At 70.4% G+C, this 22,096-nt stretch carries 22 protein-coding genes; 16 read left to right on the top strand and 6 right to left on the bottom strand.

Features of this window, described 5'->3' with window-relative positions; translation table 11 throughout:
• Nucleotides 1-3: 3 nt before the first annotated feature.
• The 11 genes from ACRRSS_RS29060 to ACRRSS_RS29010 all read left to right on the top strand — a co-directional run bounded on the left by ACRRSS_RS29060 (nucleotide 4) and on the right by ACRRSS_RS29010 (nucleotide 9,953).
• Nucleotides 4-1,317 (top strand): MraY family glycosyltransferase, encoded by a 1,314-nt coding sequence (locus ACRRSS_RS29060; protein ID WP_435974017.1) that lies wholly within the window; start codon nucleotides 4-6, stop codon nucleotides 1,315-1,317.
• 261 nt (nucleotides 1,318-1,578) lie between these two features.
• On the top strand, nucleotides 1,579-1,992 hold the full coding sequence (locus tag ACRRSS_RS29055; protein ID WP_435974016.1) for a hypothetical protein: 414 nt from the start codon (nucleotides 1,579-1,581) through the stop codon (nucleotides 1,990-1,992).
• Nucleotides 1,993-2,214: 222 nt separating this feature from the next.
• Nucleotides 2,215-3,024 (top strand): F0F1 ATP synthase subunit A, encoded by an 810-nt coding sequence (atpB, locus tag ACRRSS_RS29050; protein ID WP_351895621.1) that lies wholly within the window; start codon nucleotides 2,215-2,217, stop codon nucleotides 3,022-3,024.
• A gap of 91 nt (nucleotides 3,025-3,115) precedes the next feature.
• Nucleotides 3,116-3,349, top strand: a complete 234-nt coding sequence (gene atpE, locus ACRRSS_RS29045) for an ATP synthase F0 subunit C (RefSeq protein ID WP_030553531.1) — start codon at nucleotides 3,116-3,118, stop codon at nucleotides 3,347-3,349.
• Nucleotides 3,350-3,390: 41 nt separating this feature from the next.
• Nucleotides 3,391-3,936 (top strand): F0F1 ATP synthase subunit B, encoded by a 546-nt coding sequence (locus tag ACRRSS_RS29040; protein ID WP_351895624.1) that lies wholly within the window; start codon nucleotides 3,391-3,393, stop codon nucleotides 3,934-3,936.
• A complete protein-coding gene (locus ACRRSS_RS29035; RefSeq protein WP_435974015.1) occupies nucleotides 3,933-4,748 on the top strand; it encodes a F0F1 ATP synthase subunit delta in 816 nt (271 codons plus the stop codon). The genes ACRRSS_RS29040 and ACRRSS_RS29035 overlap by 4 nt, the downstream gene beginning before the upstream one ends.
• 146 nt (nucleotides 4,749-4,894) lie before the next feature.
• Complete coding sequence (atpA, locus tag ACRRSS_RS29030; RefSeq protein ID WP_435974014.1) at nucleotides 4,895-6,493, top strand: F0F1 ATP synthase subunit alpha; 1,599 nt, start codon at nucleotides 4,895-4,897, stop codon at nucleotides 6,491-6,493.
• A gap of 20 nt (nucleotides 6,494-6,513) precedes the next feature.
• A complete protein-coding gene (locus tag ACRRSS_RS29025) occupies nucleotides 6,514-7,431 on the top strand; it encodes a F0F1 ATP synthase subunit gamma (RefSeq protein WP_435974013.1) in 918 nt (305 codons plus the stop codon).
• A complete protein-coding gene (atpD, locus tag ACRRSS_RS29020; RefSeq protein ID WP_435974012.1) occupies nucleotides 7,431-8,873 on the top strand; it encodes a F0F1 ATP synthase subunit beta in 1,443 nt (480 codons plus the stop codon). Before ACRRSS_RS29025 ends, atpD begins: the two co-directional genes overlap by 1 nt.
• 112 nt (nucleotides 8,874-8,985) lie before the next feature.
• A complete protein-coding gene (locus ACRRSS_RS29015; protein WP_317873976.1) occupies nucleotides 8,986-9,360 on the top strand; it encodes a F0F1 ATP synthase subunit epsilon in 375 nt (124 codons plus the stop codon).
• A 146-nt stretch (nucleotides 9,361-9,506) separates the two neighbouring features.
• The gene (locus tag ACRRSS_RS29010; RefSeq protein ID WP_351895631.1) at nucleotides 9,507-9,953 is read left to right on the top strand and encodes a DUF2550 domain-containing protein; all 447 of its coding nucleotides are present in this window, start codon (nucleotides 9,507-9,509) and stop codon (nucleotides 9,951-9,953) included.
• Nucleotides 9,954-10,088: 135 nt separating this feature from the next.
• Here ACRRSS_RS29010 and ACRRSS_RS29005 read toward each other — a convergent pair whose 3' ends face one another.
• From ACRRSS_RS29005 to ACRRSS_RS28995, 3 genes are all read right to left on the bottom strand, one after another.
• Complete coding sequence (locus ACRRSS_RS29005; RefSeq protein ID WP_435974011.1) at nucleotides 10,089-11,936, bottom strand: glycosyl hydrolase family 18 protein; 1,848 nt, start codon at nucleotides 11,934-11,936, stop codon at nucleotides 10,089-10,091.
• A gap of 123 nt (nucleotides 11,937-12,059) precedes the next feature.
• Nucleotides 12,060-12,713: a response regulator gene (locus tag ACRRSS_RS29000; RefSeq protein WP_435974010.1), complete on the bottom strand. Its 654-nt coding sequence runs from the start codon at nucleotides 12,711-12,713 to the stop codon at nucleotides 12,060-12,062.
• Nucleotides 12,710-13,906 (bottom strand): sensor histidine kinase, encoded by a 1,197-nt coding sequence (locus ACRRSS_RS28995; RefSeq protein ID WP_435974009.1) that lies wholly within the window; start codon nucleotides 13,904-13,906, stop codon nucleotides 12,710-12,712. Before ACRRSS_RS28995 ends, ACRRSS_RS29000 begins: the two co-directional genes overlap by 4 nt.
• Before the next feature lie 152 nt (nucleotides 13,907-14,058).
• Here ACRRSS_RS28995 and ACRRSS_RS28990 point away from each other — a divergent pair, with 152 nt between their 5' ends.
• Entirely contained in the window at nucleotides 14,059-14,682 is a 624-nt protein-coding gene (locus ACRRSS_RS28990; RefSeq protein ID WP_435974008.1) for a hypothetical protein, read from the top strand.
• Here the strand turns inward: ACRRSS_RS28990 and ACRRSS_RS28985 are convergent.
• The 3 genes from ACRRSS_RS28985 to ACRRSS_RS28975 are packed head-to-tail and all read right to left on the bottom strand — an operon-like array spanning nucleotide 14,602 to nucleotide 16,721.
• A complete protein-coding gene (locus ACRRSS_RS28985) occupies nucleotides 14,602-15,174 on the bottom strand; it encodes a cob(I)yrinic acid a,c-diamide adenosyltransferase (RefSeq protein ID WP_435974007.1) in 573 nt (190 codons plus the stop codon). The two genes, ACRRSS_RS28990 and ACRRSS_RS28985, sit on opposite strands and share 81 nt — an antisense overlap.
• 14 nt (nucleotides 15,175-15,188) lie before the next feature.
• Complete coding sequence (locus tag ACRRSS_RS28980; protein WP_435974006.1) at nucleotides 15,189-15,938, bottom strand: ABC transporter permease; 750 nt, start codon at nucleotides 15,936-15,938, stop codon at nucleotides 15,189-15,191.
• Between the two features lie 9 nt (nucleotides 15,939-15,947).
• Complete coding sequence (locus ACRRSS_RS28975) at nucleotides 15,948-16,721, bottom strand: ABC transporter ATP-binding protein (protein ID WP_435974005.1); 774 nt, start codon at nucleotides 16,719-16,721, stop codon at nucleotides 15,948-15,950.
• 88 nt (nucleotides 16,722-16,809) lie between these two features.
• Here ACRRSS_RS28975 and ACRRSS_RS28970 point away from each other — a divergent pair, with 88 nt between their 5' ends.
• From ACRRSS_RS28970 to ACRRSS_RS28955, 4 genes are all read left to right on the top strand, one after another.
• The gene (locus ACRRSS_RS28970) at nucleotides 16,810-17,448 is read left to right on the top strand and encodes a TetR/AcrR family transcriptional regulator (protein ID WP_435974004.1); all 639 of its coding nucleotides are present in this window, start codon (nucleotides 16,810-16,812) and stop codon (nucleotides 17,446-17,448) included.
• A 265-nt stretch (nucleotides 17,449-17,713) separates the two neighbouring features.
• Entirely contained in the window at nucleotides 17,714-18,562 is an 849-nt protein-coding gene (locus tag ACRRSS_RS28965) for a 3-hydroxyacyl-CoA dehydrogenase family protein (RefSeq protein ID WP_435974003.1), read from the top strand.
• A 126-nt stretch (nucleotides 18,563-18,688) separates the two neighbouring features.
• The gene (locus ACRRSS_RS28960) at nucleotides 18,689-19,012 is read left to right on the top strand and encodes an STAS domain-containing protein (RefSeq protein ID WP_188269246.1); all 324 of its coding nucleotides are present in this window, start codon (nucleotides 18,689-18,691) and stop codon (nucleotides 19,010-19,012) included.
• 423 nt (nucleotides 19,013-19,435) lie between these two features.
• Nucleotides 19,436-22,093 carry an ATP-binding protein gene (locus tag ACRRSS_RS28955; protein WP_435974002.1) on the top strand — a complete coding sequence of 886 codons (2,658 nt, stop codon included), beginning with the start codon at nucleotides 19,436-19,438 and terminating at the stop codon, nucleotides 22,091-22,093.
• Nucleotides 22,094-22,096 lie beyond the last annotated feature (3 nt).

Genomic DNA, 22,096 nt, shown 5'->3' with positions numbered 1-22,096 from the left:
CCCGTGCGTGATTACCTGCTGACGCTCTGTGTCACGGCCGCTGTGACCTATCTGCTCACCGGTCCGGTGCGGAAGTTCGCCATCGCGACCGGGGCGATGCCGGAGATCCGCGCCCGTGACGTACACCGAGAACCGACACCGCGGCTCGGTGGAATCGCCATGTTCTTCGGGCTGTGCGCGGGACTCCTCGTCGCCGACCACCTGCAGAACCTGAACAGCGTCTTCGAGCTCTCCAACGAGCCCCGGGCGCTGCTCTCCGGGGCCGCCCTGATCTGGCTGATCGGCGTGCTGGACGACAAGTTCGAGCTGGACGCCCTGATCAAGCTGGGCGCGCAGATGATCTCGGCGGGCGTGATGGTCGCGCAGGGTCTGACGATCCTGTGGCTGCCGATCCCGGGTGTCGGCGTGGTCTCGCTGACACCGTGGCAGGGCACGCTCCTGACCGTCGCCCTGGTCGTCCTCACCATCAACGCGGTCAACTTCGTCGACGGTCTCGACGGTCTCGCCGCCGGGATGGTCTGCATCGCCGCCGCCGCCTTCTTCCTGTACGCGTACCGCCTCTGGTACGGCTACACCATCGAGGCCGCCGCCCCCGCGACGCTCTTCACGGTCATCCTCATGGGCATGTGCCTGGGCTTCCTGCCGCACAACATGCACCCGGCGCGGATCTTCATGGGCGACTCGGGCTCCATGCTGATCGGTCTGATCCTGGCGGCCTCGGCCATCTCGATCACCGGTCAGGTCGACCCGGACGCGCTGAAGATCTTCGAGGGTTCGACCCGGCAGGCCACCCACGCCGCCCTGCCCGTCTTCATCCCGCTCCTGCTGCCGCTGACGATCATCGCGATCCCGATGGCGGACCTGGTCCTCGCGATCGTGCGCCGCACCTGGAAGGGCCAGTCGCCGTTCGCGGCCGACCGCGGGCACCTCCACCACCGGCTGCTAGAGATCGGGCACTCGCACAGCCGCGCGGTGCTGATCATGTACTTCTGGTCGGCGCTGATCGCCTTCGGGACGCTGGCCTACTCGGTCCACTCGGCGTCGATGTGGATCGTCCTGTGCGTCGTCGCGCTGAGCGCGATCGGTCTGGTGCTGCTCCTGCTGCCGCGGTTCGCGCCGCGCGCCCCCCGCTGGGCCGAGTCGGTCGTACCGCCCCGTTACCGCCGGCGCAAGAGGGTTCCCGTCGTGGAGGCCGTTCCGGAGCCCGCCGTGGTGCCGGAGGAACGGATTCCGGTGCCCGCGGGCATCAACGGAGCCACCGCCATCGGCAACCGCGCGCGCTTCACCGACCGGCGGAAGGCCGGAACGCCGAGTTGACGAAAGCCGCATCGGCGGCCCTTAGCAGACAAGGCGTCGTCCTGTCGCGCACACACGCGCGGTGTAACTCTCATGTGTGACAGTTGGCACACCTTATGGGTAAAGACCTATTCAAATAGTTTGTGATACGGTTCACGAGACCCGGCGACAGTGCCGAAAGACCGTAGTGCGACGGTCCGTTGGCCCCGAGACCCACCTCGGACCGGGCTTACGCTCGTCCATGACGACACCATCGCCCCTCCATCAAGCGGAGACACCGCCATGCCGTCCAACGACGTCCGCACCCTGCTGCACGCCGCCATCCCCACCGCTGCCGCCGGCGCGATCGCCACGGTCATCAGTGGCGTGATCGCCGGTGGCAAGGGAGCGCTCGGCGCCGTCGCCGGCACTCTGGTCGTGATCCTCTTCATGGGTATCGGGCTCGTGGTGCTGCAGCGGACGGCGAAGAAGTACCCGCAGCTCTTCCAGGCGATGGGGCTCTTGCTCTACACGACCCAGCTGCTGGTCCTCTTCGTCTTCCTCGTCCTGCTGAAGAACACGTCCGTGTTCGACTTCAAGGCGTTCGCCCTCACCCTGCTCGCGGCGACCGTGGTGTGGGTCGCCGCACAGGCCCGGGCCTACATGAAGGCCAAGATCATGTACGTCGACCCCGAGAACACGGGGTCGAAGTCGTGAAGGGTAGGGCCGGGATAAAGCCGCGTTCGGCTTCCTGCTATCGTCCGGTGCCAACTGCGGCACTGCGGGCGCGGGCATCCGAGACGCCTGTCCCAGCGCGAGGCTCGATGCCGAACCGCCGCCCCCTTATCCGTAAGACCAGTCCAGTGCCGACCCGCGGCTGCGTGCCGCGCCGACACAACGAGGTTGCCGTACCTATGCGCCACGCTGAAGGAGCCCGCGGTGAGTGCTGACCAGACGCTTGCCTTCGACCCGGATTGCCACATCTTCACCGGATGTGGCTTCCCGGCGCCGGGCCTGCACACGTTCATGTACGAGCCGATCGCGACGTGGGGTGGCTTCGAGCTGACGAAGCCCATGCTGCTCGCGGTCCTGGGTTCGATCGTGGTCGTCGGGTTCTTCTGGGCCGCCTTCAACAAGCCCAAGCTGATCCCCGGCAAGATGCAGATGGTCGGCGAGGCCGGCTACGACTTCGTGCGCCGCGGCATCGTCTACGAGATCATCGGCAAGAAGGACGGCGAGAAGTACGTCCCCTTCATGGTGTCGCTGTTCTTCTTCGTGTGGATCCTGAACCTCTGGTCGATCATTCCGCTTGCCCAGTTCCCGGTCACCTCGCTGATCGCGTTCCCCGCGGCGCTCGCCCTGATCGTCTACGTGCTCTGGGTCTCCCTGACCTTCAAGAAGCACGGCTTCGTCGGCGGCTGGAAGAACATCGTCGGCTGGGACAAGTCCCTCGGCCCGATCCTGCCGCTCATCGTGGTCCTCGAGTTCTTCTCGAACCTGATCATCCGACCCTTCACGCACGCGGTCCGACTGTTCGCGAACATGTTCGCCGGTCACCTGCTCATCGTGATGTTCTCGCTGGCCTCCTGGTACCTGCTGAACGGCATCGGCATCGTCTACGCCGGTACGTCGTTCGTGATGGTCGTGGTGATGACCGGCTTCGAGCTCTTCATCCAGGCCGTCCAGGCGTACGTCTTCGTGCTCCTGGCCTGCAGCTACGTCCAGGGCGCGCTCGCCGAGCACCACTGAGCCGGCCCCTGACAGGCAGCAGCACCCCCAAACCAACAGTCGTCCGGTGGCCAACCCCCACCGGGTCCTTGAAAGAGAAGGAAGAACCGGCATGTCCCAGACCCTCGCCGCTGTGACCGGCAACGTCGCCTCCATCGGCTACGGCCTCGCGGCCATCGGCCCCGGCGTCGGCGTCGGCATCATCTTCGGTAACGGCACCCAGGCCCTCGCCCGTCAGCCCGAGGCGGCCGGCCTGATCCGTACCAACCAGATCATGGGTTTCGCCTTCTGTGAGGCGCTCGCCCTCATCGGCATCGTCATGGGCTTCGTCTACCCGTCCGCCTAAGACGGAACCGACAGCCCGACTTTTTCACGGAAGGCACTGATGTGAACGCTCTGCTTCTTGCGGCAGCGGAGGAGCCCCAGCCTCCTCTGATCCCGCATCTTGACGAGCTCGTCATCGGCCTGATCGCCTTCGTCATCGTCTTCGGTTTCCTCGCCAAGAAGCTTCTCCCGAACATCAACAAGGTTCTGGAGCAGCGTCGCGAGGCCATCGAGGGTGGCATCGAGAAGGCCGAGTCGGCCCAGATCGAGGCTCAGAGCGTGCTGGAGCAGTACAAGGCCCAGCTCGCCGAGGCCCGCCACGAGGCCGCGCGTCTTCGCCAGGAGGCGACGGAGCAGGGCACCGCGATCATCCAGGAGATGAAGGCGGAAGGCCAGCGCCAGCGCGAGGAGATCATCGCCGCCGGCCACGCGCAGATCGCGGCGGACCGCAAGTCCGCTTCCGCGTCGCTGCGTCAGGACGTGGGCAAGCTCGCGACCGACCTGGCCGGCAAGCTGGTCGGCGAGTCCCTTGAGGACACCGCCCGCCAGAGCCGGACGATCGACCGCTTCCTCGACGAGCTCGAGGAGAAGGCCGAGGCCGTCCGATGAACGGAGCGAGCCGCGAGGCACTGGCCGCCGCACGTGAGTCCCTCGACGCGCTGACCGACAACACGACGGTCGACGCGGCGAAGCTCTCGGACAAGCTGGCCGCCGTCACCGTGCTGCTCGACCGCGAGGTGTCGCTGCGCCGGGTCCTGACCGACCCCGCTCAGTCGGGTGAGGCCAAGGCCGAGCTCGCGCAGCGACTCCTGAGCGGTCAGGTCGACGGCGAGACCGTCGACCTGGTGTCCGGCATGGTGCGTTCCCGCTGGTCGCGCTCGCGTGACCTGGTCGACGCGGCCGAGGAACTGGCGAACATCGCCGACCTCACCGCGGCGCAGAAGGCGGGCGCGCTCGACGACGTCGAGGACGAGCTGTTCCGGTTCGGCCGGATCGTGTCCTCCAGCCCCGAGCTCCGCTCGGCGCTGACGGACAAGGCCGCCACGGCCACCGCCAAGGGCGAGCTGCTCCGCAGCCTGCTCGGCGGCAAGGCCAACGCCACCACCGAGCGCCTGGTCGTCCGTCTGGTGACCCAGCCCCGGGGACGTAGCCTGGAAGCGGGACTCGAGTCCCTGTCCAAGCTCGCCGCGGCGCGCCGGAACCGGATGGTCGCCGTCGTCACCTCGGCGGTGCCGCTGTCCGACCAGCAGAAGCAGCGCCTCGGTGCCGTCCTGGCCAAGCTGTACGGCCGCGAGATGCACCTGAACCTGGACGTGGACCCCTCGGTCCTCGGCGGGATCACCGTGCAGGTCGACGACGAGGTCATCAACGGTTCGATCGCGGAGCGCCTCGACGAGGCGACCCGGCGACTGGCCGGCTGACGGCAGCCACCAGCACAAGGCATCACAGCATCACAGCAACACCAGCGGCCCGGTTGGGCCGTGCAGAGATTGCAGAAGATTCCTGGGGGTCGGCCCCCAGACCCCTTAAGAAACTTCGGGCCCAACAAGGAGAGCAGGGAACCCAGATGGCGGAGCTCACGATCCGGCCGGAGGAGATCCGGGACGCACTGGAGAACTTCGTCCAGTCGTACCAGCCGGACGCGGCCTCGCGCGAGGAGGTCGGCACGGTCAGCCTGGCCGGTGACGGTATCGCGAAGGTCGAGGGTCTTCCCTCGGCCATGGCGAACGAGCTGCTGAAGTTCGAGGACGGGACCCTCGGTCTCGCGCTGAACCTCGAAGAGCGCGAGATCGGTGCGATCGTCCTCGGCGAGTTCAGCGGTATCGAGGAGGGACAGTCGGTGCAGCGCACCGGCGAGGTCCTCTCCGTCGGTGTCGGTGAGGGATACCTGGGTCGCGTCGTCGACCCGCTCGGCAACCCGATCGACGGTCTCGGCGAGATCGCGACCGAGGGCCGCCGCGCCCTCGAGCTGCAGGCCCCGGGCGTTATGGCCCGTAAGTCGGTGCACGAGCCGATGGAGACCGGCTACAAGGCCGTCGACGCCATGACGCCGGTCGGCCGCGGCCAGCGTCAGCTGATCATCGGCGACCGTCAGACCGGCAAGACCGCGCTGTGCGTCGACACGATCATCAACCAGCGTGACAACTGGCGCTCGGGCGACGTGAACAAGCAGGTTCGCTGCATCTACGTCGCCGTCGGCCAGAAGGGCTCGACCATCGCGTCCGTTCGCGGCGCCCTGGAAGAGGCCGGCGCGCTCGAGTACACGACGATCGTCGCCGCCCCGGCGTCCGACCCGGCCGGCTTCAAGTACCTGGCGCCGTACACCGGTTCCGCCATCGGTCAGCACTGGATGTACCAGGGCAAGCACGTCCTGATCGTCTTCGATGACCTGTCGAAGCAGGCCGACGCCTACCGCGCCGTGTCCCTGCTGCTGCGCCGCCCGCCGGGTCGTGAGGCCTACCCGGGTGACGTCTTCTACCTGCACTCGCGTCTCCTCGAGCGCTGCGCGAAGCTCTCGGACGAGCTGGGTGCCGGTTCGATGACCGGTCTCCCGATCGTCGAGACCAAGGCGAACGACGTGTCGGCGTTCATCCCGACCAACGTCATCTCCATCACCGACGGCCAGTGCTTCCTGGAGTCCGACCTGTTCAACGCCGGCCAGCGTCCGGCCCTGAACGTCGGTATCTCGGTCTCGCGTGTCGGTGGCTCCGCCCAGCACAAGGCGATGAAGCAGATCTCCGGTCGCCTCCGTGTGGACCTCGCCCAGTTCCGTGAGCTGGAGGCGTTCGCCGCCTTCGGTTCCGACCTGGACGCGGCCTCCAAGGCGCAGCTGGAGCGTGGACAGCGCATGGTCGAGCTGCTCAAGCAGGCTCAGTACCAGCCGATGCCCACCGAGAACCAGGTCGTCTCCGTCTGGGCCGGCACCACCGGCAAGATGGACGACGTCCCGGTCGCCGACATCCGCCGCTTCGAGGCCGAGCTCCTGGCGTACCTCCGCCAGAGCCACTCCGGCCTCATGACCTCCATCCGTGAGGGCGGCAAGATGTCGGACGACACACTGCAGTCCGTCGCCGACGCGATCGCGGAGTTCAAGAAGCAGTTCGAGACCTCTGACGGCAAGCTGCTGGGCGAGGACGCTCCTGCCGCCGTCAACGTCTCGAAGTGACGACGGAAGGGACCTGACTCATGGGAGCTCAGCTCCGGGTCTACAAGCGTCGCATCAAATCCGTCACCGCGACGAAGAAGATCACCAAGGCGATGGAGATGATCGCCGCCTCGCGTGTCGTCAAGGCGCAGCGCAAGGTACAGGCGTCGACTCCGTACGCGACCGAGCTGACCCGCGCGGTCACGGCGGTGGCCACGGGTGCCAATGACAAGCACCCGCTGACCACCGAGGCGGAGAACCCGATCCGTGCCGCGGTCCTGCTCCTCTCGAGCGACCGCGGTCTGGCCGGCGCCTTCAACTCCAACGCCATCAAGGCGGCGGAAAAGCTGACGGCGAAGCTGGAGGGCGAGGGCCGCGAGGTCACCGTCTACGTCGTCGGCCGTCGTGGCATCGCGCACTACAACTTCCGCGAGCGGAAGCTGGCCGGTACGTGGACCGGGTTCACGGACCAGCCGTCGTACGGCGACGCCAAGACGATCGCGGCACCGCTGATCGAGGCGATCGAGAAGGACACGGCCGAGGGTGGTGTGGACGAGCTCCACATCGTCTACACCGAGTTCGTCTCGATGATGACGCAGACGGCGGTCGAGGCCCGGCTGCTGCCCCTCAGCCTCGACGAGGTGGCGAAGGAAGCCGGCGAGTCGGACACGCTCCGCCCGCTGTACGACTTCGAGCCGTCGGCGGAGGACGTCCTCGACGCCCTGCTGCCCCGGTACGTCGAGAGCCGGATCTACAACGCGCTGCTCCAGTCGGCTGCCTCCAAGCACGCCGCCACGCGCCGCGCGATGAAGTCGGCGACCGATAACGCGGGAGACTTGATCAGCAATCTCTCCCGACTTGCCAACGCGGCCCGCCAGGCCGAAATCACCCAGGAAATCAGCGAGATCGTCGGTGGCACCGCAGCCCTGGCCGACGCGACCGCGGGGAGTGACAAGTAATGACGACCACTGTTGAGACGGCCGCCGCCACGGGCCGCGTCGCCCGGGTCATCGGCCCGGTCGTCGACGTGGAGTTCCCCGTCGACGCGATGCCGGCGATCTACAACGCGCTGCACGTCGAGGTCATGGACCCGACCGAGGAGGGCGCGACCAAGACGCTGACCCTCGAGGTCGCCCAGCACCTCGGTGACGGCGTCGTCCGCGCCATCTCCATGCAGCCCACCGACGGCCTGGTCCGCCAGGCCCCGGTGACCGACACCGGCGAGGGCATCACCGTCCCCGTCGGCGACGTCACCAAGGGCCGTGTGTTCAACACGCTGGGCCAGGTGCTGAACGACGACGCGTCCACCGTCGCCGACGCGCCGCGCTGGACGATCCACCGCAAGGCCCCGGCCTTCGACCAGCTCGAGTCCAAGACCGAGATGTTCGAGACCGGCCTGAAGGTCGTCGACCTTCTCACCCCGTACGTCAAGGGTGGAAAGATCGGTCTGTTCGGTGGTGCCGGTGTCGGCAAGACCGTTCTGATCCAGGAAATGATCGTCCGTGTGGCCAAGCTGCACGACGGTGTGTCGGTCTTCGCGGGCGTCGGCGAGCGCACCCGTGAGGGCAACGACCTCATGGTCGAGATGGAGGAGGCCGGCGTTCTCGACAAGACCGCGCTGGTCTTCGGCCAGATGGACGAGCCCCCGGGCACCCGTCTGCGCGTGGCCCTCGCGGGTCTGACCATGGCGGAGTACTTCCGCGATGTGCAGAAGCAGGACGTGCTGTTCTTCATCGACAACATCTTCCGCTTCACCCAGGCCGGTTCCGAGGTCTCGACCCTGCTCGGCCGTATGCCCTCCGCGGTGGGTTACCAGCCGAACCTGGCCGACGAGATGGGTCTCCTCCAGGAGCGCATCACCTCGACCCGTGGACACTCGATCACCTCGATGCAGGCGATCTACGTCCCCGCGGACGACCTGACCGACCCGGCTCCGGCCACCACCTTCGCCCACCTCGACGCGACGACGGTTCTCTCCCGTCCGATCTCCGAGAAGGGCATCTACCCGGCCGTGGACCCGCTGGACTCCACGTCCCGGATCCTGGACCCGCGCTACATCGCGCAGGACCACTACGACGCCGCCATGCGCGTCAAGGGAATCCTGCAGAAGTACAAGGACCTCCAGGACATCATCGCGATCCTCGGTATCGACGAGCTGAGCGAGGAGGACAAGCTCGTTGTCCACCGCGCCCGGCGTGTCGAGCGCTTCCTGTCCCAGAACACCCACGCGGCGAAGCAGTTCACCGGTGTGGACGGTTCGGACGTTCCGCTCGACGAGTCGATCGCCGCGTTCAACGCGATCTGCGACGGTGAGTACGACCACTTCCCCGAGCAGGCCTTCTTCATGTGCGGTGGCATCGAGGACCTCAAGAAGAACGCCAAGGAGCTTGGCGTCTCCTGAGCCCCGTGCTCGCCCGAGAGGGGCGGGATCCGTCCCGCCCCTCTCACCACGCCCACTAGAATTGACCCCAACACCCGGCACGACCGCCGGGTGGTGACCCGAGGAGCCACCCTTGGCTGCTGAGCTGCACGTCGAGCTGGTCGCCGCGGACCGGAGTGTCTGGTCCGGCGAGGCCACCTTGGTCATCGCGCGTACCACCTCCGGCGACATCGGCGTCATGCCCGGCCACCAGCCGCTGCTCGGTGTGCTGGAGTCGGGCCCGGTGACCATCCGTACCAGCGAGGGCGCGACCGTCGTCGCCGCCGTCCACGGCGGATTCATCTCGTTCGCCGACGACAAGCTGTCTCTGCTCGCGGAGGTCTGCGAGCTGGCGGACGAGATCGACGCCCAGCGCGCCGAGCGCGCGCTGGAGCGTGCGAAGTCGGACTCCGACGCCGCCGCCGAGCGGCGCGCCGATGTCCGGCTGCGCGCGGTGTCGGTCCGCTGACGGACCGCGCCGAGTAGGAGTGCCCTCAGCCGCGGCACGGTCCGGAATCTTCCGGAGCGTGCCGCGGCTGAGGCGATGCAGATGCAGGTTGTATTCGGTTCTGCCGGCGGTGCCGGCTACGGGACGCAGCGAGGAGGTCGGTGAAGATGTTCCTCGCTCTGCTCGTGTGCGGCCTGGTCGTCGCACTGGTGGTGATCGGGCTCTTCGTCTTCGGACTGCGCCGCAGACTGATCCAGCGTGCCGGCGGCACCTTCGACTGCTCCCTGCACTGGAACGTCCCGGACGCGCCGGATCCGAGCGGCAAGGGCTGGGTGTACGGCGTCGCCCGCTACAGCGGTGACGAGATCGCCTGGTTCCGGGTCTTCTCGTACGCGCCCCGCCCGCGCCGTGTCCTGGAGCGCTCGTCCATCGTGGCCCTGGAGCGCCGGATGCCGGAGGGCGAGGAGGAGCTCGCGCTGCTCGCCGACATGGTCGTCCAGCCCTGTATGTACGAGGGCGTCCGCCTGGAGCTCGCGATGAGCGAGGACGCCCGGACGGGTTTCATGGCCTGGCTGGAGGCGGCGCCTCCCGGGCAACGGGTGAATGTGGCCTGAATTCCTTGCCCGTTGGATGGGGGTCCCCCCGGACGAAGTCTGGGGGAGGGTGAACGTGGCCTGAGGTTTCGGGATCGGTGTACGTGAGGAAGCGGGGGACGGCGTGCTGCGCCGTCCCCCGCTTCGTCGTGCGTGCTAGTTCAGACCGGTGTTGATGGCGCCGACGAGCTCGCCGTTGCCGGTGTCACCGCTGAACTCCCAGAAGAACGCGCCACCGAGGCCCTGGTTCTTCGCCCAGGTCATCTTGGACGTGACCGTGGCCGGGGTGTCGTAGCTCCACCAGTTGCTGCCGCACTTGGCGTAGGCCGTGCCCGCGACGGTGCCGGTGGACGGGCAGGAGGTCTTGAGGACCTTGTAGTCCTCGATGCCCGGCTCGTAGGTGCCCGGCGCGGGGCCGGTCGCCGTGCCGCCGGGGGCGGCCTGGGTCACGCCGGTCCAGCCGCGTCCGTAGAAGCCGATGCCGAGCAGCAGCTTGTTGGCGGGGACGCCCTTCGCCTTGAACTTGGCGATCGCCTCGGCGGAGTTGAAGCCCGCCTGCGGGATGCCGGCGTACGAGGTGAGCGGGGAGTGCGGGGCCGTCGGACCCTGCGCCGCCCAGGCGCCGAAGAAGTCGTACGTCATCACGTTGAACCAGTTCATGTACTGCGCGGCGCCCGCGTAGTCGGCGGAGTCGATCTTGCCGCCGGTGGAGGCGTCGGCCGTGACGGCCGCGGTGACCAGGTAGGAGGGGCCGAACTTGGCGCGCATGGCCTGCATCATGTTCTTGAAGGCGGCGGGCCCGCTGGTGTCGCAGGACAGACCGCAGGCGTTCGGGTACTCCCAGTCCAGGTCGATGCCGTCGAAGACGTCGGCCCAGCGCGGGTCCTCGATCAGGTCGTAGCAGGACTGTGCGAAGGCGGTCGGGTTCTGGACGGCCTGGCCGAAGCCGCCGGACCAGGTCCAGCCGCCGAAGGACCACAGGATCTTGATGTTCGGGTAGGCCTTCTTCAGCTTGCGCAGCTGGTTGAAGTTGCCGCGCAGCGGCTGGTCCCAGGTGTCGGCGACGCCGTCGACGGACTGGTCGGCGGTGTAGGCCTTGTCGTAGTCGGCGTAGGCGTCACCGATGGTGCACTTGCCGCCCTGGACGTTGCCGAACGCGTAGTTGATGTGGGTGATCTTGGACGCGGAGCCCGAGGTCACGATGTTCTTCACGTGGTAGTTGCGCCCGTAGACGCCCCAGTTGGTGAAGTAGCCCATCTTCACCGCGTTGGGGAGCGGCTGGCCGCCGCCGCCACCGGTGGTGCGGACGGGGACCGGGCCGGCGGCGGGGCCGGTCTGGTCGATGGTGTCGCGGGCGACGACCGTGTAGCTGTAGTCGGTGCCGGCGGTCAGGCCCTGGTCGGTGTGGGTGAGGCCGGTGACCGTGGCGATCTTGGCGCCGTCGCGCAGGACGTCGTAGTTCTTGACGCCCTTGTCGTCGGTGGCCGCGGTCCAGGTCAGCTTCACCGAGGTGTCGGTGATGTTGGAGGCGACGGGGGCGCCGGGTGCCGAGGGCGGGTTGTCACCGGGCTGGGTGGTGCCGTCGCAGGCGGCGCCGTTGATCTTACAGCCGGTGGGCGCGCCGGCCCCGGTGCCGTTGTAGCCGAAGGAGACGGAGGCGCCGGGGGCGAGGGTTCCGTTCCAGCCGACGTTCTTGGCGGTCCAGTGGGTGCCGGAGCTGGTGACGGTGGCGTCCCAGGCGGAGGTGACGGCGGTGCCGGCGGGGTAGTCCCACTCGACGGTCCAGGAGTTGATGGTGGTGGTACCGGTGTTCTTGACGGTCCAGTTACCGCCGAATCCGGTGCCCCAGTCCTGGGTCTTGGTGTAAGTGGCCGTGGCGGAGGTGGCCGCTTCGGCGGGGGTGGCGAGGCCGACCATGGCGGCCAGGGGCAGGATCAGGGCGGTCAGACCCGCGGCGGCCCGGTGTCTGAACCCTGTTCTGCGCGTCGGTGCTTGAGTGCTCAACGGTGCTCCTCAAGTTGCGGACGGACATGGGTGGGGGTGGTCCGTGAAGATGCGCGCGCCCCGCGAGCGTAGGAAGGTCTGGACCAATCGTCAAGAGGTCCAGACCAACGTCGCCGACGTCCGCTACACCCCCAACTCCTGTGCCAGAACGGCCGCTTGGACTCTGCTCCGCAACTCCAGTTTCCCCAGCACCTTGCTGACGTGCGTCTTCACCGTCGCCTCCGCCATGTCGAGCCGTACCGCGATCTCCGCGTTCGACAGACCCTGGCCCAGCGTCGACAGCACCTCCCGCTCACGTGGAGTCAAAGCCTCCAGAACCGCCGGGTCCGTCCCCGACGGTGCCCGCACCGGACGGCCCGTCACGGCGAACTCCGCGATCAGCCGACGGGTCACCGCCGGCGCGATGAGACCCTCCCCGCGCGCCACCGTCCGCACCGCCTCGATCAGCTCCCGCGCCTCCGCGTTCTTCAGCAGGAAACCCGAGGCCCCCGCCCGCAGCGCCCCGAAGACGTACGCGTCCAGATCGAAGGTCGTCAGGACCAGCACGTCCGCGAGCCCCTCCGACACGACGATCCCGGTCGCCGTCACCCCGTCCATCCGGGGCATCTGCACATCCATCAGGACCAGGTCGGGGCGGAGTTCGCGCGCCAGCTCCACCGCCCGCTCACCGTCCGCCGCCTCCCCGACGACCTCGATGTCCGGCGCGCTGCCCAGGATGAGCACCAGCCCCGCCCGTACCGCCGACTGGTCCTCGGCGACCACCACCCGCACTGTCATGCCCGCTCCTCGTCGCTCGCGTCCACGGGCAGCTCCGCCCGCACCCGCCACAGTTTCCGTCCCCCGCCGTCCGCCGCCGGGCCCGCCTCGAAGACCCCGCCGAGCAGGGCCACCCGCTCCCGCATCCCCACCAGGCCGGCACCGGAACCCGGCGCCGTCGGGCCGGGGCGCTCCCCGTACGGGCTGGTCACCTCGACGACGAGGGCTCCGGGCCCCCGGGCGAGCGTCACCAGGACCTCGCCCGGCGCCGCGTGCTTGAGCGCGTTCGTCAGCGACTCCTGCACGATGCGGTACGCGGCCAGCTCCACCGGAGCCGGCAGTCCCGCCGTACTCTCCCGGGTGTCCTCCAGGACGAGGACGAGTCCGCTCGGCCGGGCGTTCACCCGCGCCTGGTCGACCAGGGCGTCCAGACCGGCGAGCGTGGGCGCGGCGGCCGGCTCCGCGTCCCCGCTGCTGTCCCTGAGGATGCCGATGAGGCGGCGCATCTCCGACAGGCCCGCCACGCTGTTCTCCCGGATCACGGTGAGCGCCTGCCTGGTGGTGGCCGGTTCGTCGAGGGAGAGCGCCGCCGTGGAGTGGATGGCGATCGCCGAGAGGTGGTTCGCCACCATGTCGTGCAGCTCGCGCGCCATCCGGGCCCGCTCGGCGACCACGGCCTGCGCGCGGTCCATCTCGGCCAGCAGGGCCGTCTGTTCGGCCCTCAGCCGGGCGGCGTCCGCCGCCTCGCGGTGGTTGCGTACGACGGCGCCCGTCATGGCGGGCATGAAGGAGATCATGCCGGTGATCACGCCGACGAGCAGGGCGATCGCGTTCTGCCACCAGACGAGGAAGCCGACCGTCACCGCCACCGTGATGAGCCCGGTCGTGTAGGGGACCCGGCGGGCGGTGGAGGGGTTGCCGTAGACGACGGCCGCGTAGACCACGTCCGTGAACATCAGGACGGTGACCAGGTTCCCGTTGGTGAACTGGTCACCGACGATCGCGAGCGTGCCGACGGTCACCGCCGTCTGCGGCATCGTCCGGCGCACGGCCTCAGCCGAGGCCATCACCGCGAGCGGGATCAGCGTCGCCCACCGCTGGTCGAAGAGGCGGTCGCCCGTCGTGTAGAGCCCGAAGGACCACAGGAGCAGTCCGCAGGAGAACCCGAGGAAGCCCATGAGCAGGTCGAAGCGGTGCGGGCGGGGGAGAGTCACGTCCTCATCCAACACGCCCGTACCCGCGCCGACCTCCTCGTCCGGGCCGATCCGTCCCTCCGTCGAAGGATGTAGACGCACTTCGTCACCGGCGACGACGAACCCGGCCGGATCCCGCGGGACGCTGAGGGGGAACCGAAAGGGGAACCGTCGTGATCGTCACGTTGATCATCGTCTGCGAGGTCGGTTTCTGGGTCCTGCTGGCCGCCGGCCTCGCCACCCGTTACCTCCTGAAGATGCCCCGGACGGGCATCGCGCTGCTGCTGTGCGAGCCGCTCCTGGAGGTCCTCCTCCTCGTCGTCACCGCGGTCGACCTGAAGAACGGCGCCGACCCCAGCTGGAAGCACGGCCTCGCCGCCGTCTACATCGGCTACACCGTCGGTCACGGCCACCGCACCGTGAAGTGGCTCGACGGCCACGCCGCCCACCGCTTCGGCGGCGCCCCGCCGCCCCCGAAGCCACCGCGGTACGGCAAGGCCCGCGCCCTCCACGAGGCCAGGGTCTGGTTCGGCTCGGTGGTCGCCGCGTCCGTCGCCTCCGTGCTGCTGCTCCTGGCGATCTGGTACGTCGGTGACGACGGCGACACCGAGGGGCTGCGGAGCTGGATCTTCGGCGCCTGGCGGGCGGCGGGCATCCACGGCCTGATCGCGCTCAGCTACGCGGTCTGGCCGAAGAAGGCCCCGGTGGGTGAGGGATCAGCGGTCCCCGCCCGGGACCCAGAGGACGTCCCCGACCGCCTTGTTGGCCGTACGCGCAAGGATGAAGAGCAGGTCTGACAGCCGGTTGAGGTACGTGGCGGTCAGGGCGTTCATCGACTCGCCGTGCACCTCCAGGGCCGCCCAGGTGGAGCGCTCCGCGCGCCGGACCACCGTGCAGGCCTGGTGCAGCAGCGCCGCGCCGGGCGTGCCGCCCGGCAGGATGAAGGAGCGCAGCTTCTCCAGCTCCTCCAGGAAGCGGTCGCAGTCGGCCTCCAGTCTGTCGACGTAGCTCTGCTCGACGCGCAGCGGCGGGTACTCGGGGTTCTCCACCACCGGCGTACAGAGGTCCGCGCCCACGTCGAAGAGGTCGTTCTGGACCCGGACGAGGACCTTCACGACCTCCTCGTCGAGCTGCCCCAGGGCGACGGCCGTACCGATGGCGGCGTTGGCCTCGTTGGCGTCGGCGTAGGCCGAGATCCGCAGATCGGTCTTGGCGGTCCGGCTCATGTCACCGAGCGCCGTGGTGCCCTGGTCGCCGGTACGGGTGTAGATGCGCGTCAGATTGACCATGGGGCCCAGCCTAGTTACGCACCGGCCCCGCGGAACGTCCGTGTGCCGACCGTCACGGCGAGTGCCGTCAGGGCGAGGGCGACGAGCACCCCGTACAGCAGGGTCGGTGTCGTGTAGTGGCCGATGTACGCCTCCCGGACCGCGTCCACCAGATAGCGGAACGGCATGACGCGCGAGAGGCCGTCGAGCCAGCCGGGGGCGAGGGTCATCGGCAGCATCAGCCCCGAGAGCAGCATCGCCGGCAGGGCGAGCGTGTTGATCGCCGGGCCGAACTCCTGCGGGGTGCGCAGTCTCAGCGCGAGGGCGTACGAGAGCGAGGCCAGCGCCACCGACAGCAGGGCCACGAAGCCGAAGCCGATCAGGATGCCGGCGAGCGGCGCCCTGAGCCCCATCGGCAGGGCCACCAGGACGAGCAGCACCGCCTGGAGGACGAAGAGCGCCGCGTCCCGCAGGACCCGGCCCAGCAGCAGGGCGAGCCGGCTCACCGGCGTGACCCGCATCCGGTCGAAGACGCCCCAGTTCTTCTCCATGATGATCGAGAAGCCGGCGAACGAGGCGCCGAAGAGACCGAGCTGGAGCAGCAGGCCGGGGACGAGGATCTGCCAGGAGTCGCCCTCGCGGCCCAGCGGCAGCCCGGTGAGCAGCGGCCCGAAGAGCAGCAGGTAGAGCAGCGGCATCAGGGCGCCGAAGAAGATCTGGAACGGCGAGCGCAGGGTCTGGCGGGCGTAGCGCCCGAAGAGGAGCGCGGTGTCGCGGAGAGGCATCGGGGGTTCCTAGACGGTTACGGGGGTGGTGTCGACGGGGGCGGGGGCGCGCCCGGTGACGGCGAGGAAGGCGTCCTGGAGGGTGGCGGCGCCGTGGGCGGCCTTGAGGCCGGCGGGTGTGCCCTCGGCGACGACCGCGCCCCTGTCGACGACGACCAGGCGGTCGGCGAGGGCGTCGGCCTCGTCCAGGTAGTGGGTGGTGAGGACGACGGTGGTCCCGTGGTCGTCGCGCAGTCCGCGCACCAGGGCCCACAGGTCGGCGCGGCTGCCGGGGTCGAGGCCGGTCGTCGGCTCGTCGAGGAAGAGGAGCTCGGGCCGGTGGGTGAGGCCCATCGCGAGGTCGAGCCTGCGGCGCTGGCCGCCGGAGAGCGCGGGGGTCGGGCGGTCGAGGAGTTCCGCGAGGCCGAGGTCGGCCGCGAGTTCCTCGGCGCGGGCCGCCGCGCGCGCCTTGTCCATGCCGTGCAGCCGGCCCTGGAGGACGAGCTCGGAGCGGACGGTCTCCTGGGGGTCGAGCCCGCCGGACTGGGCGACGTACCCGATGCGGCGCCGGACGCCGGCGGGGTCCCGTACGAGGTCGTGGCCGGCGACGGTGGCGGCTCCGGCGGTGGGCGGGAGGAGCGTGGTGAGCATCCGGAGGACCGTGGTCTTGCCGGCGCCGTTGGGTCCGAGGAGTCCGAGGATCTCGCCGGGCGGGACGGTGAGGTCGATCCCGCGGACGGCCTCCACGGGGCCGCCCTTGGTCGCGAAGGTCCGGGAGAGCCCGGCCGTGCTGATGATGGGCATGGCGACTACAAAAACAGAGTGGCTCCAATTTTGCAATGTCACCAAAATTTCAGAGCCGCCGAAATTTCAGGGAGCCTAGGATGAGCGCATGGCCGAGGGACTCAGGGAACGCAAGAAGCGCGAGACGAAGCAGCGGATCTCGGACATCGCGACCGGGCTCTTCCTGGAGCGCGGCTTCGTCCACGTGACCGTCGCGGACGTCGCCGAGGCGGCGGACGTCTCCGTCAACACCGTCTACAACTACTTCCCGGCCAAGGAGGACCTCTTCCTCGACCGGATGGACGGCGTCACCCAGCGCCTCGCCCGGATGATCCGCGGCCGCGACCGGGGCGAGTCCGCCGCCGAGGCGGTCCTGCGCGAACTCCGCCAGGACATCGGGGCCGTCTCGCCCGCGTACGGCCTCATGGACGGCTTCGACGCCTTCATGAACGTCATCGAGCACGCCCCCACCCTCAAGGCCCGACTCTTCCACCTCCAGCAGCAGGTCCAGGACGCCGTCGTCGCCACCCTCCGCGAGGAGGCCGGCGCGCCCGCCGACGACCCGCTGCCGCTCCTCGTCGGCGGACAGCTCGCCTGGATCGAGAACACCGTCGTCGGCTACATCACCCGTGAGATGACCACCGGAGGCCGGGCGACCGCCGTCTCCCGCGAGGCCCTCGTGCTCCTCGACGAGATCGAGGAGCTGCTGGGCGAGCGGGTGCTGACCTACGCGGTACGCGAGGGCTGACGGCCGGGGCGCGCGCGGGGGCGCTCAAGACGGCCGCGGTCGTCGGGCTCGGCGCCCTCCCGTGTGACGGCAGCCGGGCGACGCGCTCGACCCGCATACCCCCAGGGGTATGCTGCGGCCGTCGGGGCCCCCGAACGGGGTGCTGTGAGTGTGACGTCCGTCAAAGAGGGCGTGACGCGCATTACTTCACGGTCACATGACGCCTCCCGACCGCTAATCTCCGCCGGAGAGCCAGAAGTGAACAGGCGTTAAGGGGTGGAACATCGTGGCCAGGAAGCTCGCCGTCATCGGGGCCGGACTCATGGGGTCCGGCATCGCGCAGGTCTCGGCACAGGCGGGCTGGGACGTCGTCCTGCGTGACGTCACCGACGCCGCCCTGACCCGCGGCACCGACGGCATCAAGGCGTCGTACGACCGGTTCGTCGCCAAGGGCAAGCTGGACGCCGCCGAGGCGGAGGCCGCCCTCGGCCGCATCACCGCCACCACCGAGCTCGAGGCCGTCGCCGACGCCGACATCGTCGTCGAGGCCGTCTTCGAGAACCTCGACGTCAAGCACGAGATCTTCCGCTCGCTCGACAAGGTCGCCAAGGACGGTGCCGTCCTCGCCTCCAACACCTCCGCGATCCCGATCACCAAGATCGCCGCGGTGACCGAGCGCCCCGAGGCCGTGGTCGGCGCCCACTTCTTCTCGCCGGTCCCGATGATGCAGCTCTGCGAGCTCGTCCGCGGTTACAAGACCAGCGACGAGACCCTCGCCGCCACCAGGGAGTTCGCCGAGTCCGTCGGGAAGACCTGCATCGTCGTCAACCGCGACGTCGCCGGCTTCGTCACCACCCGGCTCATCGCCGCCCTCGTCGTCGAGGCCGCCAAGCTCCAGGAGTCGGGCGTCGCCACCGCCGAGGACATCGACATCGCCTGCAAGCTCGGCTTCGGCCACGCCATGGGCCCCCTCGCCACCGCCGACCTCACCGGCATCGACATCCTGGTGAACGCGGCCAACAACATCTACACGGAGTCCCAGGACGAGAAGTTCGCGCCGCCGGAGCTGATGCGCCGGATGGTGGACGCGGGTGACATCGGCCGCAAGAGCGGGCAGGGCTTCTACAAGTACTGAGCCGTACCCGCCACCCCGCATCACCCCGTGGGGTGAATTTCGGTACCGGTTCGCTGACAAGGCGCAACGCTTCTGCCGGTGCGGCAGTCAGTTGTTGCGAAGACGGAGCACTCTCGGGGAGCGCATATGCACATCAGGGGCGACCATGCCGAGCTGGTCGTCGGGGGCCGCCTCGACGTCCGCAGCGCGGCGGACGCCCGTACGGTCCTGCACTCGGCCGTCGACGACGGAGTCGGCGACCTGGTGCTCGACCTGACCGGCCTCGACTCCTGGGACGCGACCGGGCTCGGCGTCATCATGGGCGCCCACCGGAGGGCCGGCCGCTGCGGCCGGCGTCTCGTCCTGCGCGGGGTGCCGCCCCAGATGCAGCGACTCCTCGTCGCCACCCGGCTGCACCGCATCCTCGCCATCGAGGGCGGCCTCGCGCTGGAGTCCCTGCCCCGGGTGTGACGCACGGTCGTCGTCGACGGGCGTCGGAACCAGGCGTCGGAGCCCGGCACCGCAGGTCGTCGGTCGGCGCCGGCCGGGAGGGTACGGGACGTACGGGCGCGCGGAGCCGGTGGGAGGCGCGAGGCCGCGCGGAGCCGGTGGGACGCGCGAAGGCGCGCGGAGCCGGTGGGAGGCGCGAGGCCGCGCGGAGCCGGTGGGACGCGCGAAGGCGCGCGGACCCGGTGGGGCGAGCGGGACCGGCGAGCGTGTGAAGCAGCTGTGTGAACCTGGCGTCACACCCAATCCTCACAAGACCATGACGTCTTGGTCTCCGGGGCACCCCAGCTGTTCCCGCCCGCCTGACCACGGTCTAGGGTTCGGTCGCCTGCACATTGACGGACCCACCCGGCGGGCACCGGACACCGCTTCTTGGGGGCTTGGACCATGGACCCGATCAACCGGGGGCCGGAGGAGTACGGACACGACGCCGAGGGCGACGACGCCCGCCAGGGACGCGGTACCCCCGCGCCCGCACCCGCGCGTGCCCGCGTCGTCCGGCTCGTCTCCGGCGACCTGCTCGTCACCGTCAACCCCGTCGACGGCAGCGAGATCGAACCCTGCCCGCCCGGCCAGGAACCGCCGGCCCCCCGCCCCCGTACCCCCGAGGAGCGCGCCGAGGCGGCCCAGGCCGCCGCCCCGCCCGTCCCGCCGGGACCGGTCCCGCCCGAGCTGCCCCTCCTCGAACGCCAGGAGCAGCGCGAGCGCCTCGTCGCCATCCTCGGCCGCGGCCGCTCCGCCCGCCTCACCGGACCCGCCGGATCCGGCCGCACCGTCCTCCTCGACGCGGTCGCCGCCGACTGCGCCGGCCTCGCCCCCGACGGCGTCGTCCGGCTCTCCGGCCACCACCGCACCCCGGCCGAACTCCTCCACGAGCTCTTCGCCGCCGTCCGGTACGCCCCCGACCACCGGCCCGGCCGGGCCGTGCTCCTCGACCGGCTCCGCGAGATCGGTGCCGTCGTGGTCGTCGACGACCTGGAGTTCGGCGGCGCCGCCCTCGACGAACTCCTCGCCGCCGCCCCCGAGTGCGCCTTCCTCCTCGCCGCCGGACCCGACGCCCCCGCGCCCTCGCCCGACGCGCACCTCGACGAGCTCCACCTCTCCGGCCTCGGCCGCGGCGCCGCCCTGAAGCTCCTGGAGAGCGCCGTCGGCCGCACCCTCACCGACGACGAGGCCAACTGGGCCGGCGACCTCTGGTTCGAGTCCGAAGGCCTTCCGCTCCGCTTCGTCCAGGCCGGGGCCCTGCTCCGCCAGCGCGACCGGCTCCGCGTCACCCCCGCCGAGTTCGACGCCTTCGGCGCCCTCGAAGAGGCCTTCGAGCCGACCGACCCCGACGCGGCCGCGGCCGTCGCCGCGGCCGCCTTCGACGGGATCGACGACCCCGACGTCGAACTGCGCGAGATACCCCTGCCCAGCCTCGGCGAGGGCGCCGCCCCCGCCGCGCTGCTCGCCTCCCGCCTCAGCCGCTCCGCCCAGACCGCCCTGCGCTTCGCCGTCGCCCTCGGCGGCGAGGTGCCGCACCAGGCGCATCTGCCGGCCCTGGTCGGCGACACCCACGCCGACGCCGCCCTCGGCGAACTCATGGCCTGCGGCCTGCTCTCCCCGGTCGGCCCCCGCTACCGGCTCGCCGCCGGAGTCCTCACCCAGCTCCTCGCCCAGGGGTACGGGGCCGAGGCCGCCGACCGCGCCCACACCGTCGCCCAGCACTACGCCTGGTGGGCCGCCCACCCCTCCGTCACCCCCGAGCGGGCCGCCGCCGAGTCCGACGCGCTCCTCGCCGCCCTGGGCGCCCTCGTCTCCGCCACCGGAGGCGACGAGGCCACCGGCGCCGAACGCCGGGCCACCGCCGTCTCCCTCGCCCGCGCCGCCGCGCCCGCCTTCGCCGCCGGACTGCACTGGGGCGCCTGGGAGCGGGCCCTGCGCGCCGGACAGGAGGCCGCCCGGCTCACCGGGGAGGTCGCGGAGGAGGCCTACTTCCACCACGAGCTCGGCGTCCTCGCCCTGTGTGCCGGAAACCTGGAGCGGGCCCGCGCCGAGCTGGAGGCCTCCATCGGCATGCGCGGGGTGATCGCGGACAAGCGCGGCACCGTCGCCGGCCGCCGGGCGCTCGCCCTCGTCGCCGACCTCGCCGGGGAGCACGCCACCCCGGCCCACGGCGAGGAGCCGGTCTCCCCGCCGCGCGGCACCCCGGTCTCGCGCGGTCCGGCGGCCGCCCGCCCCGCCCCCGAGCCCGCCACGGCCCCGCTGCCGGGCGGAGCCGTACGGCCGGCCCCGCTGCCCGGCGCTCCCGCGGGAGGCCTCACGAAGGCCCCGGTCCCCGGCTTCCCCGACTTCGCCGCCGAGGGTCCCACGCTCATCACCCGCCCCGACACGGAAGGCGGCGGCCGGCCGAGCCTCAAGGGGGGCATCCTCAACGGGGCGCGCCGCAACCTCGCCGCCGTCGGCGCGGGCGCGCTCCTGGTCGCCGTCCTCGGCACCGTGGTGACCCTCGGCGCCACCTCCGGCAACGGCGAGGACCCGGCCACCAACCGCGTCACCTCCGACAGCACGGCGACCGAGGGCGCCCCCGACGACGAGGGCTTCGACGACGGCGAGCAGCCGACCGAGGGCGAGGCGGGGGAGCCGGGCGAGTCCGGCGACCCCACCCGCTCCGGCTCCCCGAGCCCCTCCGACTCCGGGAGCGCCTCCCCGCCGGACCCTTCGGGCTCGGGCACTCCCGGCACCCCGGGCACGTCCGGCACCCCGTCGCCCTCGGACGACCCGACCACCACCACGGCCCCCACGACGACGACGGCCCCGCCGACGGGCCCGTCCACCCGGCCGCCGCGTCCGACCACGACGCGTCCGACGACGACGTCGAGCCCGCCGAAGCCGACCCCGTCGGCCTCGTCCACGTCGCCGACGCCGCCCACGACGCCGCCGACCACGACCCCGCCGACCACCGATCCGGCGGAGGAGGAGAACAGTCCCAGCAACTCCGCCTCCTCGACCCTCGGCGGCCCGCCCGCCCCCGGCGACCCGGCCGGTTCGGAGTCGCCCGCCTGACGG

Origin of the sequence: Streptomyces sp. Qhu_M48, assembly GCF_051305195.1 — a bacterium.
Taxonomy (GTDB): domain Bacteria; phylum Actinomycetota; class Actinomycetes; order Streptomycetales; family Streptomycetaceae; genus Streptomyces.
Note: the sequence above shows the minus strand (reverse complement) of the source record. Positions and strands in the feature narration are given on the sequence as shown.